Annotated in this window: 11 protein-coding genes; 6 read left to right on the forward strand and 5 right to left on the reverse strand. The window is 69.5% G+C overall.

Going from position 1 to position 12,584, the window contains the following annotated elements; all coding sequences use genetic code 11:
• Positions 1-2: 2 nt before the first annotated feature.
• Entirely contained in the window at positions 3-785 is a 783-nt protein-coding gene (locus AC1DJH_RS27315) for a helix-turn-helix transcriptional regulator (protein WP_472122318.1), read from the reverse strand.
• Between the two features lie 87 nt (positions 786-872).
• Between AC1DJH_RS27315 and AC1DJH_RS27320 the strand changes: the two genes are divergently transcribed.
• Genes AC1DJH_RS27320 through AC1DJH_RS27330 form a run of 3 tightly spaced genes read left to right on the forward strand, consistent with a single transcriptional unit; the run spans position 873 to position 3,873 of the window.
• Positions 873-2,648: an FAD-dependent monooxygenase gene (locus AC1DJH_RS27320; protein ID WP_478187870.1), complete on the forward strand. Its 1,776-nt coding sequence runs from the start codon at positions 873-875 to the stop codon at positions 2,646-2,648.
• The gene (locus AC1DJH_RS27325; protein WP_478187871.1) at positions 2,645-2,857 is read left to right on the forward strand and encodes a hypothetical protein; all 213 of its coding nucleotides are present in this window, start codon (positions 2,645-2,647) and stop codon (positions 2,855-2,857) included. The genes AC1DJH_RS27320 and AC1DJH_RS27325 overlap by 4 nt, the downstream gene beginning before the upstream one ends.
• Before the next feature lie 41 nt (positions 2,858-2,898).
• Positions 2,899-3,873, forward strand: coding sequence for a Bug family tripartite tricarboxylate transporter substrate binding protein (locus AC1DJH_RS27330; protein WP_478187872.1), 975 nt, complete (start codon positions 2,899-2,901; stop codon positions 3,871-3,873).
• A 133-nt stretch (positions 3,874-4,006) separates the two neighbouring features.
• On the opposite strand, the gene AC1DJH_RS27335 is transcribed toward AC1DJH_RS27330, so the two are convergent.
• Both AC1DJH_RS27335 and AC1DJH_RS27340 read right to left on the reverse strand, forming a co-directional pair.
• On the reverse strand, positions 4,007-5,230 hold the full coding sequence (locus tag AC1DJH_RS27335; RefSeq protein WP_478187873.1) for a toxin-antitoxin system YwqK family antitoxin: 1,224 nt from the start codon (positions 5,228-5,230) through the stop codon (positions 4,007-4,009).
• Positions 5,227-5,640, reverse strand: coding sequence for a VOC family protein (locus AC1DJH_RS27340; RefSeq protein WP_435441047.1), 414 nt, complete (start codon positions 5,638-5,640; stop codon positions 5,227-5,229). The genes AC1DJH_RS27335 and AC1DJH_RS27340 overlap by 4 nt, the downstream gene beginning before the upstream one ends.
• A 94-nt stretch (positions 5,641-5,734) precedes the next feature.
• Here AC1DJH_RS27340 and AC1DJH_RS27345 point away from each other — a divergent pair, with 94 nt between their 5' ends.
• The 3 genes from AC1DJH_RS27345 to AC1DJH_RS27355 all read left to right on the forward strand — a co-directional run bounded on the left by AC1DJH_RS27345 (position 5,735) and on the right by AC1DJH_RS27355 (position 8,511).
• Complete coding sequence (locus AC1DJH_RS27345) at positions 5,735-6,979, forward strand: TraB/GumN family protein (protein ID WP_478187874.1); 1,245 nt, start codon at positions 5,735-5,737, stop codon at positions 6,977-6,979.
• 11 nt (positions 6,980-6,990) lie between these two features.
• Positions 6,991-7,359 (forward strand): DUF2946 family protein, encoded by a 369-nt coding sequence (locus AC1DJH_RS27350; protein WP_478187875.1) that lies wholly within the window; start codon positions 6,991-6,993, stop codon positions 7,357-7,359.
• Positions 7,360-7,623: 264 nt separating this feature from the next.
• Positions 7,624-8,511, forward strand: a complete 888-nt coding sequence (locus tag AC1DJH_RS27355; RefSeq protein WP_478187876.1) for a copper chaperone PCu(A)C domain-containing protein — start codon at positions 7,624-7,626, stop codon at positions 8,509-8,511.
• A 24-nt stretch (positions 8,512-8,535) separates the two neighbouring features.
• On the opposite strand, the gene AC1DJH_RS27360 is transcribed toward AC1DJH_RS27355, so the two are convergent.
• Positions 8,536-10,284: a phospholipase D family protein gene (locus AC1DJH_RS27360; protein ID WP_478187877.1), complete on the reverse strand. Its 1,749-nt coding sequence runs from the start codon at positions 10,282-10,284 to the stop codon at positions 8,536-8,538.
• A gap of 91 nt (positions 10,285-10,375) precedes the next feature.
• Positions 10,376-12,277 carry an ATP-binding cassette domain-containing protein gene (locus AC1DJH_RS27365; protein WP_478187878.1) on the reverse strand — a complete coding sequence of 634 codons (1,902 nt, stop codon included), beginning with the start codon at positions 12,275-12,277 and terminating at the stop codon, positions 10,376-10,378.
• Positions 12,278-12,584: the final 307 nt, after the last annotated feature.

A 12,584-nucleotide genomic window follows, 5' to 3' on the forward strand; every position in this document is an offset into this window, starting at 1 on the left:
CGCTACGCGCTCTGCGTCAAACGCATCAGCAGTTCCTTTTGCGAACGGATGCCGAGCCGCCGAAAGGCCCGGTACTGATGCGTGCGCACGGTGGTCAGCTCCACGCCGATTTCCCGTGCCGCCTCCTTCGCCGTCCTGCCCGCCATCAGGTGCCCGATGACCTCGCGCTCGCGCAGGCTCAAGGTCAGCAGGCGCGAGGCGAGGGCCGGCTCCACCGCGCCCCGCACCGCCACCGCACTGCGCCCGTGGGCCGCGGTGGCGTCGGCCAGCAGCGTGGCGTGCGCTTCGATCAACGCGAAATCTTCCGCGCCGAACTCCGGCTGCGCCAGGCTGCGGTAGAAGCTCACGGCCACGCGCAGCCCGGTCGGCAGCAGCAACAGCACCGACGCGCGCTCGCGGATGCCCACGTCGCCGTAGCAGGCCGCGCGGTACGCCGGGTCGGCCACTTCGTCGGCGCGCTGGTGGCCCAGCCATAACTGCGCGCGCCGCGGCAGCTTGCGCGCGGCCAGCCAGGCCATGTTGGGGTCGAGCTGGTCGAAGCGCTGCGCCACGTAGCGCTCCGACGTGCGCTCGGCCGTGCTGCCGTAGCTGCTGGCCGCCGACACCGCCTCGATGCGCCCCGCCGCACTCACGGCGAACACGGTGCAGAAGGTCATCGGCATCACGCGCTGCATGGCTTTCAGGTAGCTGGTGGCCAGGTGCGCCGTGCCCACGCCGGACAGCACGTCGCCGACCACGGCGGCGGCCAGTGCGGTGTCGGTGGGGTGGAGGCGCCAGCGTCTCATGCGGAGTGAGTAAGAAAAAGCGAGGGTAAGTACCTCGTACGAAGTTATGACATTGCCGCGGCCTGCGCATCGGGACAATCCCGTCGCATGACGAACCCTTCCGCAGCCGCCCCGGGCGACGCCGCCAGCGGCCCCGTGCCGCCGCCGGCCAGCACCACCCAACTGCCGCCCTCCGTGGGCGCCTTCCACTACACGCGCTACAAGCCCTGGACGCCGCCGCTGGAGCAGGGCGAACAGGGGGGCGTCGAGCCCGGCCGCCATCCGGTGGTGATCGCCGGCGGCGGGCCGGTCGGCATGGCGCTGGCGCTGGGCCTGGCGAACCACGGCGTGCGCTGCGTGATCCTCGAGGCCGACGACACGGTGTGCGTCGGCAGCCGCGCGGCCTGCATCTCGCGGCGCAGCCTGGAGATCATGGAACGGCTCGGCGTGCGCGAGGCGTTCATGGCCAAGGGCCTGCCGTGGACCGGCGGGCGCAGCTACTACAAGACGGCGGAGGTGTTCCGCTTCGAGATGCCGCACGACGCGCAGCAGAAGCTGCCGCCGATGATCAACCTCGAGCAGTACTACGCCGAGCACTACCTGCTGGAAGAGATCTTCCGCCGGAACGAGCAGACGCCGGGGCTCATCGACATCCGCTGGGGCACCGAGCTCACCGGCCTCGCGCAGGACGACGACGGCGTGACGCTGGACGTGCGCAACGCCGAGGGCGCCTACCGGCTGCACGGCCAGTGGCTCGCGGCGTGCGACGGCGGCCAGAGCTTCGTGCGCAAGGCGCTGGGCCTTGCGCTGGAAGGCACGGGCTACGAAGGCCGCTACGTGATCATCGACATCGAACTGCACAGCGGCCATCCGACCGAGCGCCGCGCCTGGTTCGACCCGCCGTGGAACCCGGGCTCGACCGTGCTGATGCACCGCCAGCCCGACGACATCTGGCGCATCGACTACCAGCTGCGCCCCGGCCAGGGCACCGAAGAAGCGCTGCAGCCGCCGGCGGTGGCCGAGTTCGTGCAGCGCCACCTCGACGCCATCGGCGAAGGGCACCTGCCGTGGAAGACGGTGTGGACCTCGGTCTACCGCGCGGGCGCGATGACGCTCGACAGCTACCGCCACGGCCGTGTCGTGTTCGCCGGCAACGCGGCGCACGCCATGCCGATCTTCGGCGTGCGCGGGCTCAACTCGGGCTTCGACGACGCGGACAACCTGGGCTGGAAACTGGCGTTGGTGGCCAAGGGGCTGTCGAGCGCGGCGCTGCTCGATTCGTACTCGCACGAGCGCATCGCGGCCTTCCATGTGAACGCCGAGAACGCGATGCGCAGCACCGAGTTCATGTCGCCGCCCTCGCGCGGCTTCGACCTGCTGCGCGAGGCGGCGCTGTCGCTGTCCGAGGCGCACCGCGGCATTGCGCAACTGATCAACCCGCGCCAGACGCAGGCGGTGCGCTATGCCGATTCGCCGCTGTCGAGCGCGGGCGACGTGTTGGCGGCCGGCCCGCTGCCGGGCGAGGTGATGCCCGAGCAGCAGTTGGCGCGCGGCCACCTCACGGACCTGATCGCGCCGACCTTCACGCTGCTGGTGCTGCGGCCCGACGTGGCGTTGCCGCCGGCGGCCGACATCGCGGCGGCGCAGCAGGGCGCGCTGCCGTTCGCCGTGCGCACCGTCGCCGGCCCGGGCATCGACGGCGCGGATGCGCACGCGGCGCCCGCCGTCTTCGAAGCGCTGGGCGCGCAGGACGGCGCGGTCTACCTGCTGCGCCCCGACGGCCATGTGGCCGCGCGCTGGCACCGCCTGCCCGTGGGCGCCCTGCAACCCGCATTGGCACGCGCCGCATCGGCTGCATCGGCCGCACAGGAGCTTTCCGCATGACCGCCACACCCCTGCACCCCGACGCCCGCGACCGCCTCTATGCCGAGTGCGCGCGCGCCATCAGCGAAGCGGGCGCCGAGCGCGAATCGCTGTTCCTCGCGCGCCTGGCGCTGCTGCTGTTCGAGCAGGTCGGCGACGAGGCGCGCTGCCGCGCCGCGCTGGCCGACGCGTTGCACGCGCTGCCCGTACCATCGCTGTCCGCTTCGTGAAACAAGCCTGCTTCTGCCTATCTACAACTGGAGACTGATCCATGGATCGCCGCACCCTTCTCGCCACGCTCGCCTCCGGCGCCGCCGTGGCCGCCTCGCCCTTCGCCCACGCGCAGGAATACCCCCAGCAGCTCGTCAAGTGGGTCGTGCCGTACCCGGCGGGCGGCGGCACCGACGTGATCGCGCGCGTGCTGGCCGAATCGATGCGCCAGACGCTGGGCCAGCAGATCGTGGTCGACAACCGTCCCGGCGCGTCGACCAACATCGGCGCCGACTTCGTCGCCAAGAGCAAGCCGGACGGCTACACCATCCTGTCGGCCGACAACGCCCTGCTGGCCTTCAACGAGCACTTGTTCAGCAAGCTGCCGTTCAGCCCTGAAAAGGACTTCACCTACATCGGCGCGATCGGCAAGTTCCCGCTGGCGCTGGTGGTGCACCCAGACTTCCCGGCGAAGACCTTCAAGGAATTCCTGGCCTACGTGAAGGCCAACCCCGGCAAGGTGAACTACGCGTCGCCGGGCAACGGCTCGCCGCACCACCTCGCGATGGAAATGTTCAAGGTGCGCACCGGCACCTTCATCACCCACATTCCGTACCGCGGCGCGGCACCGGCCATGGCCGACGTGATGGGCGGCCAGGTGCCGTGCATGTTCCTCGACCTGGCCTCGGGCCTGGGGATCATGCAGAGCAACAAGGTGCGCGTGCTGGCCATCGGCTCGGGTGCGCGCAACAAGCTGCTGCCCAACGTGCCGACGCTGGCCGAGGTGGGCGTGCCCAACTCCGAGGTGTTCGCATTCCAGGGCATCCTGGGCCCGGCCGGGCTGCAGTCGGCGGTGGTGAACAAGCTCAACGCCGACCTGAACAAGGCCTTCGGCACGCCGGCGGTCCAGAAGCGCTTCGACGATTTCGGCATGGAAGCCATGCCCGGCACGCCGGCGCAGTTCGCGGCGCTGTCGCGCGCCGAGTCGAAGCGCTGGGGCCCGATCATCAAGCAGGCCGGCATCAAGCTGGACTGACGCGGCCACAGCGCCTGGTTGGATCCCCGATCGTTCGGGAAACACCACGGAACCGGCTTTGCCGGGCCGTTGGTGTGGCCCCCGGTAGGGGATTGGAGAAGCGACGCGAAGTGCGCGAAGCCTGGGGCCGAGCCTATTGCGCGAACGCCTTGCGCGAGCCGTCTTCGAAGACCTCGTCGTCGCGCTGCAGTTCGCCGTTCTCGTCCCAGCTGCGCTCGCGCGTGATGCGGCCCTTGGCGTCGAAGGTCGATTCGGCCAGCAGCGTGCCCTTCTCGCTGAAGCGCTGGTGGGTGCCCACAGGAATCTGCCGGCCGCGGCTCACCACCTGGTAGCGGCCCTGCGCGGCGCGCTCGCCGCTGTCGTAGAACTCGGTGATCTCCACCGTGCGTCCCTCGCCGGTGCTGCCGCTGTAGGTCGACTTGCTGGTCGGCTGGCCGTTCAGGTAATAGCTGTCGTCGCCGATCGGCTCGCCCGCGCTGTTCCAGCGCTGGTCGCGCACCAGCGTGCCTTTTTCCGAGAAGGCCTGCTCGCGAATGCGCACGCTGGTGCGCTCGGCCAGCAGGTACACGGTTTCGCGGCGCTTCACGCCTTCGGATGAGTAGTTCTGCTCGGTGCGCTGGTTGCCCACGGTTTCGTCGAGCACCGCGGTCTTGCCATTGTCGTAGAAGCTCTGCGAACGCACGCGCTTGCCCGACACGTACGACAGCCGCGAGCGCAGGTTGCCGCGCGCGTCGAACAGATCGACCTGCGACGGGCCGACGCCCGCGAAGCCGCAGAGCCTGGCGTCGTCGACCACCGGCGCGAGCGCCGGCGCGTCGGCGCAGCGCAGCGCCGACAGCTGCCCGCGCTCGGTGAACTCGACCGATGCGCGCTCGCTGCCGTTGCCCGTGTCGGGGTAGAACGCGGCGCGGCGCAGTTTGCCGTCGGGGTAGAAGCTGCGCACCAGGCCGCGCTCCTGGCCGTCGTCGTAGGTGCCCTCGCGCAGTACCTTGCCCGTGGGCGAGAACTCGCGCGCGCGGCCCTGGATGTTGCCCTTGGCGTTGACGCTGTGCTCCTTGGCCAGCTTGCCCTTCTCGTAGATGCGCACCAGCCCCATCAACACGCCGTTCTGCACCTGCTGCTCGCGCTGCAGCTCGCCGCTTTCGCGGTCCTTGCAGCGCAGCAGGCCGGTCTTGCCGGCCGTGGTGGCGCCGTTGGCCGGGTTCACGCTGCGGCCGTCGAGCTCGCAGTCCTGCTGGGCGTGCGCCGCGGCCGCGCAGAACAGGGGCACCAGCGCCGCCAGGCCGAGCCGCAACAGGCGCCCCGCAGTGCCCGGCACAGCGGCGGGTCTGCGGGGGGCGGCGCGGCGCGGTCTCATTTGTCGTAAAGCGTGGCCAGGGAACGGAATCCCTTGACCTCGATCGGATTGCCGAACGGGTCATGGAAGAACATCGTCCATTGCTCGCCGGGCTGGCCCTCGAAGCGCACCTGCGGCTTCAGCACGAACTCGGTGCCGGCGGCCTCCAGGCGCGCGGCCAGGGCCTGCCAGTCGGGCAGGGCGAGCGCAAGGCCGAAGTGCGGCATCGGCACCATCACGTCGCCGACGCGGCCGGTGCGGGCGGTGGCGAAGGGCTCGCCGAGATGAAGCGAAATCTGGTGGCCGAAAAAGTCGAAATCGACCCAGGTGTCGGTGCTGCGGCCCTCGGCGCAGCCGAGGACACCGCCATAGAAGCGGCGGGCGCCGTCGAGGTCGCGAACGTGAAAGGCAAGGTGGAAGATGCTCTGCATGGTTTTGGATTATGGGCAGCGGTGCTGTGAGAATGCCGGACTTTCTTTCATCGTGGAGCACGCCTTGCGGATACTCCGGACCCTGGTTGCACACATGCGCAACATCGATTTTTCGGCGCCTGTGCGCCTGGCAAAAAGCCTCCAACGGCTGCCGCGCCAACTCCTGGCGGGCGCCTGCTGTGTCTTTACATTTGCTGCGGCGCACGCCGCCTGCCCGCCCTCGGCCATCGCCAGCCTCGAGAAGCCCGGCACCACGCTGCGCAACGGCGTCGACCGCGGCATGCTCTGGCGCATCGAGCGCGACGGGCGCACCTCGTGGCTCTACGGCACCATCCACATCGGCCGCGGCGACTGGGTGCGGCCCGGCCCGACCATCCAGAAGGCGCTGACGCAGAGCGACACCCTCGCGCTGGAGCTCGACTCGCGCGACGAAGCCACCGCTGCCGCCATGGCTAAGCCGGCCGACCCCGAGGTGCTCGGGCGCGTGCTCAGCGGCGAGCGCGCGCGCCGGCTGGCGCGACAGAACGCCGAGGCCTGCGTGCCGCCGGGCGCGCTGTCGAAGCTGCAGCCCATCCTGCAGGTGACGGCGCTGGCCGGCCTGGTCGCGCGCGCCGACGGGCTCTATCCCGAGTTCGGCGTGGACGAAACGCTGGCCGTGGCCGCCCGCAACAGCAACAAGCCGATCGTCGCGCTCGAAAGCGCGGCCGCGCAATTGAAGGTGCTCACGGGCGAATCCGAGGCCGAGGAAGGCGAGCAGATCGACGCGGCGCTCGACGAGCTGGAGTCGGGCAAGCTGCGCGGCCAGCTGAAGGAGCTGGCCGACGTGTGGGCCCGCAGCGACGTGGGCAAGCTGGGCCGCTATGCCGAATGGTGCGACTGCCTCAACACGCCCGCCGAGCAGCGCCTGACCAAGCGCCTGCTCGACGACCGCAACCCGAACCTGGCCGACGGCATCGAGCGTTTGCACGCCGGCGGCAAGGGCGTGTTCGCGGCCGTGGGCGCGCTGCACATGATCGGCCCGCAGGGATTGCCCACGCTGATGGCGGCGCGCGGCTTCACGGTGACGCCGGTGCTGACCGATGTGCAGGCGCAAACCGCGGCGCCGATGGCGGCGCTCGCGGCGCCGTCGCCGGCCCCCAGGGCTGTGCGCGGCGGCAAGGCCGTGAAGGGCCAGCGCGGGCCGAACGGGCAGAAGGGCGCACCGGCCGCTGCGGTCAAGGGCGGCAAATCGGCCAAGGCGGCGCCCGCGGCCAAGGGCGGCAAAGCCACGGCCAAGGCGCCCGCCAAGGCGGCTTCCAAGACCGCCGCCCCTGCCGCCAAGGGCAAAGTGCGCAGATAATCGCGCCCGCCATGCACGCGCTGCGCCACCCCACCCGCTTTCTCGGCCTCATCGGCCGCGGGATGCTGCTGTGGTTCGTGCTGTCGCTGGGCGCGGCGGTGGCGTCGCCGCTGGTGCATCCGCAGGCGATGGAGCTGGTGTGCTCCAGCGTCGGCTCCATCAAGGTGGTGGTCCACACCGAGGACGGCACGCAGGCGCTCGGCGCCTCCCACATGGACTGCCCGCTGTGCGTGCTGACCGGCGCACCGCCGCCGGCCCTGTCGGTGCCCGCTTTCTATCTCCCCTTGCCGCTGGGCCGCCTGGTCCAGTCGATTCCCGCCACGCGCCTGGCCGCCGCCGCCGCGCCCCTGCCGGCGCGCGGGCCCCCGACTTTCTCCTGACGCTCTCGAAACCATAGCTGCCTACGCACGAACGACGTGCGTGTCCGGCTTTTTGGGCTCGAAGTTTCGAGCGCGACCTGAACGGGTGGGCACGGCGCAGCACGTCGATGCCATCCGCACGCGCATGCCCGAAGTGGTACTGAACGCGGTCGACGCGGGCCCGCCTCTGCCCCTGTTCGTGCAACACACCTGCCTGGCTGAACTCAGGTTCGACCCATGACGCTCTCATTCCAACTGCAAGGACCCGACATGACCAAGACATCGATGATCACTCTCAAAACCATAGCGGCATGCGCAATGCTGACGGGCGCTGGCGCCACTCTTGCACACGTCACGCTGCCGCCGGGCAGCGCCACCGTGGGCAGCGACTACAACGCCGCCTTCCGCGTCGGCCACGCCTGCGAAGGCGCCAAGGCCACCACCGGCCTGGCGGTGCGCCTGCCCAAGGGCTTCGTGCTGAGCGACGCCCAGGCGCGCAAGGGCTGGAAGCTCGACGTGACGAAGAACGGTGACGGCGAAGTGCGCTGGAGCGCCGAGACGCCCGGCAATGCGCTGCCCGGCAGCGAGCGCGCCGAGTTCGTGCTGCGCGGCAAGGTGCCCGCCACGCCAGGCACGCTGTGGTTCAAGGTGCTGCAGACCTGCGACACCGGCGTGGCCGACTGGGCCGAGGTGCCGGCGTCGGGCAGTTCGACGGCGGGCCTGAAGAGCCCGGCCGCCAGGCTGAACGTGGTGGCGCAGGGCGTGGCCACGGTCGATGTGCAGGGCGGCTGGGTGCGCCAGTCGGTGCCGGGCCAGAGCGGCACGGGTGCCTTCATGAAGCTGACCGCGCCCACCGGCACGAAGCTGGTCGGCATTTCGACCCCGGCGGCGGGCACGGCCGAAGTGCACGAGATGAAGATGGAAGGCGACGTCATGAAGATGCGCGAGCTTCCGGGCGGCCTCGACCTGCCCGCGGGCCAGACCGTCGAGCTCAAGCCCGGCGGCTACCACGTGATGATGATGGACCTGAAGGGCGCCTTGGCCAAGGGCGCGAGCGTGCCCTTCACGCTGAAGTTCGAAGATGCCAAGGGTGTGAAGACCGCTCTGGACGTGTCGCTGCCGGTAGGGGCGCCCGAAGGTGCCGATGCCGCCGGGTCGGCACACAAGCACTGACGCACAGGCCCCGATCGAGGGTTTCTAGAGCAGTTCGTCGGGCGCAAGCGGCCCGAAGAGCTTGAGCATCAGCCGCAGCGTGGCGCTGGTGTCGGGCTCGGTGGTCGCGTCGGGCAGCTTGCTGTCCTTGGGAGCGCGCCACACCAGCGAGCCGTCGACCAGCTCCACGTGCCACGAGCGCTCGGCCATGCCGCGCTCGATCTGCTCGGACGCCGCGCGCGACAGCTCGTTGCTGCGGATCAGCAGCGCGATCTCGGTGTTCTGCAGCTGCGAGCGCAGGTCGAGGTTCATCGAGCCGACCACCAGCAGCCGGCCGTCCATCACCAGCACCTTGGAGTGCAGCATGGCGCGCGATGCGCCGGCGATGCTGCCCGTTCCGCTGCCGCCGCCGCTGCTGCCGGTGGAGCCGAAGACGCTGCCGAAGCTGGTCTGCTCGCTGCGCAGTTCGTACAGCTCGACGCCCATCTTCAGCAGCGCCTCGCGGTGGCGCGCGTAGCCCACATGGGCCACCGGCGCGTCGTTGGAAGCCAGCGAGTTGGTCAGCACGCGGATGCGCACGCCCCGCGCGCGCGCCGCGGAAAAGGCCTGCAGCATGTCCTTGCCGGGCACGAAGTAGGGCGAAATGATGAGCAGGTCGGTGCGTGCCTGCCCGATCATCTGCAGCAGGCCTTCGACCACCGTGTCGCCGTTGGCGGCCAGGTCGGAGGCGGCTTCCAGCGAGGCCACCCGGCGCGACGCATTCGCCTTGTCGTCAGGCTGGCTGACCACGAGGCCCGGCGCCTTCGCGCTGTCGGGGCCGGAGGCGGAATCGGCGGCGATCTTGCCGGGCTTGTCGGCCAGCATCACGGCCGGCGCCCAGACGAAGGTGGCGGTGCGCAGGTCGAGCGCCTTCTCGTCCCAGGCACGGGCGCGCTGCTCGGGCGTGGGCGGCGCGTCGGCGCTGGGCTTGTCGTCCGGGTCACGGGCGGCTTGCGCGACCAGTTCCTGGTCGGCCTTGCTCGCGCGCTCGCGCGTCGCCTGCAGCTCTTCGCGCGTGACCAGCGACTGCACCGGGTACGCGCGCTCGTTGTTCCAGTAGCTGTCGAAGCTGCGCGACAGGTCCTGCACGATCGGGCCGGCCGCCAGCACGTCGACATCGACGAAGTTGCCAGTGGTCGCGTTGCCGAAGTAGGCGTCGCCCAGGTTGCGCCCGCCCGTGACGGCGAGCACGTTGTCGGCCAGGAACAGCTTGTTGTGCATGCGCTGCTGGATGCGCGAGGCGTCGTCGATCGAGTTGAACAGGCGGCTGAAGCTGGAGTCGCGCGAGCCGGCCAATGGGTTGAACAGCCGCATCTGGATGTTCGGGATGAAGGCCAGTCCCAGCACCAGGGCGTCGCGCCCGGTGGTGTGGAAGTCGTCGAGCAGCACGCGCACCCGCACGCCGCGCTCCGCGGCCGTGCGCAGGCCGCGCACCAGGCGGGCGGTGCTGGCGTCGGCGTGGATGGCGTAGTACTGCAGGTCCAGCGTCTTCTGGGCGCCTTCGATCAGCGCGAGCCGGCTGCCATAGGCGGCCTGCGGTCCGCCCAGCAGCAGGAAGCCGGATTCGTAGCGGGCCTTGTCGGCCTGGCGTCGCTGCTGCACCAGGTCGGCCAGCGCGGTGCCGGTGGCCGGGGCGGCGATTGCAGTGGAAACGGGTCGATCGACGTTCTGCGGCAGTTGCGCGCACGCGCCCAGGATCAGCAGCGCCAGAAGCGCGGTGGACCGGCGAAACAACGTCTGGAAGGAAGAAGGCATGCGGCTTTTCCGGGGCTTGGAGAGGGAAGCCGCATGTATAGCCTAGTCGGCGCCCGCCACGCGTCGGACGGGCGGACGACCGGCATCGGCTTCAGCGCGTGACGCCGAGTTCTTCCTGGCGCTCGAGGGCGGCGAGTAGCTCGTCGTCGATCTTTGCGTGGCGCTCGGCGAGCTCGGTGGCGCGCGAGGCATCGGTGGCGTAGAGGGCGCCGCCGTCGAGTTCGAGCAGTTCCGTGATGCGCTTCTGTTCGCCTTCGAGGGCGGCGATCTGCGCGGGGAGGGCCTCCAGCTCGCGTTGTTCCTTATAGGAGAGCTTCTTGCGCGCACCTGCCGCCTTGGGGGCGGCGGCTTCGGCGGCCGGGGCGGGCGCCGAAGCCGGCGCAGGGGCGGGAGCTGCGGCCATTCGCTGCTCGGCGATGTCGCGGGCGCGCTTGGACTGGATCAACCAGTCCTGCACGCTGCCTTCGTATTCGCGCCAGCGGCCGTCGCCTTCGTAGGCGATGGTGCTGGTCACCACGTTGTCCAGGAAGGTGCGGTCGTGGCTCACGAGGAACACGGTGCCGTCGTAGTCCTGCAGCAGGCTTTCGAGCAGCTCGAGGGTGTCGATGTCCAGGTCGTTGGTCGGCTCGTCGAGCACCAGCACGTTGGCCGGGCGTGCGAACAGGCGCGCCAGCAGCAGGCGGTTGCGTTCGCCGCCGCTGAGCGAGCGCACCGGGGAGTTGGCGCGCGCGGGCGAGAACAGAAAGTCCGACAGGTAGCTCTTGACGTGCTTGCGCTGGCTGCCGATCTCGATCCACTCGCTGCCGGGGCTGATGAAGTCTTCCAGCGTGGCGTCGAGGTCGAGCTTGTCGCGCATCTGGTCGAAGTACGCCACCTGCAGATTGGTACCGCGGCGGATCTTGCCGCTGTCGGGTTCGAGCTCGCCCAGGATCAGCTTCAGCAGCGTGGTCTTGCCCGCGCCGTTGGGGCCGAGCAGGCCGACCTTGTCGCCGCGCAGGATGGTGCCGCTGAAGTTGCGGATGACGGTCTTCTCGCCGAAGGACTTGGTCGCCTCGGTGAGTTCGGCCACGATCTTGCCGCTGGACTGGCCGGACGCCACGTCCATGTTCACGCTGCCCTGCACTTCGCGGCGCGAGCTGCGGCTGGCGCGCAATTCCTGCAGGCGGGTGATGCGGCTCTGGCTGCGGGTGCGGCGCGCTTCCACGCCCTTGCGGATCCAGATCTCTTCCTGGGCCAGCAGCTTGTCGGCCTTGGCGCTGATCACGGCCTCCTGGGCGAGTTGCTCTTCCTTCTGCAGGAGGTATTGCTCGAAGTTGCCGGGGTAGGAGTTCAGCTTGCCCCGGTCCAGCTCCACGATGCGGGTGGCGACGCGGTTCAGAAAGCTGCGGTCGTGGGTGATGGTGACGACGCTGCCCTTGAAGTCGATCAGCAGCTGTTCGAGCCACTCGATGGAGTCGAGGTCCAGGTGGTTGGTGGGCTCGTCCAGAAGAAGGACGTCGGGTGCGGCCACCAGGGCCTGGGCCAGGGCGACACGCTTGCGGGTACCGCCGGACAGGGAGCCGACGCGGGCATTGCGGTCGAGGTGGAGGCGGTGCAGCGTCTCCTCGACGCGCTGCTCCCAGTTCCAGGCGTCGAAGGCTTCGATCTTCGACTGGAGGGCGTCCAGGTCGAGGCCGTCCGCACCGGAAAGATAGAGGTCGCGCACGGCGATGACCTCGGCCAGGCCCTGGCTGGCGGCGGTGAACACGTCGGCATCCATGTCGAGGAGGGGTTCCTGGGCCACGTAGGCCACTCGGAGGTTCTGCTGCAACTGAAGGGTGCCGTCGTCTGTCTTCTCGAGTCCGCCCAATATCTTGAGCATCGATGACTTGCCGGCGCCGTTGCGGCCGATCAGGCCGATACGCTCCGATTCCAGAAGAGAGAAGTCCGCGTGATCTAGCAGGGGGACGTGACCGAACGCCAGTTGGGCGTCGAGGAGTGTGATGAGTGCCATGTGGGGAGGATTATCGGAGGACGCACTGGACAGGGCTTGGAGCGCATCGCTGTGTGCCGCTCTGGAGAAGGGCGACTTGAACGCGATTTTGTTCGCATGGGGTTGCCGGGCTCATTTCCTGGCATATACTTGCGGGCTCGACTGACAGTCACTGCAAGGTGTTTGAAGCGATGGGTTCTTCGGAGCTGATTGCGAGTTGGTTGGGTGAAAAAAGCTTCTTCGAAGTTGACGCTGATTGAAAAGTCGGTGCATAATCGAAGGCTTCGCTGAAACGGATTCGGCGGCTGGTTGCGAAAGTGGCGAGCTG

The sequence above is a fragment of the Variovorax sp. 10N412 genome, assembly GCF_056394985.1.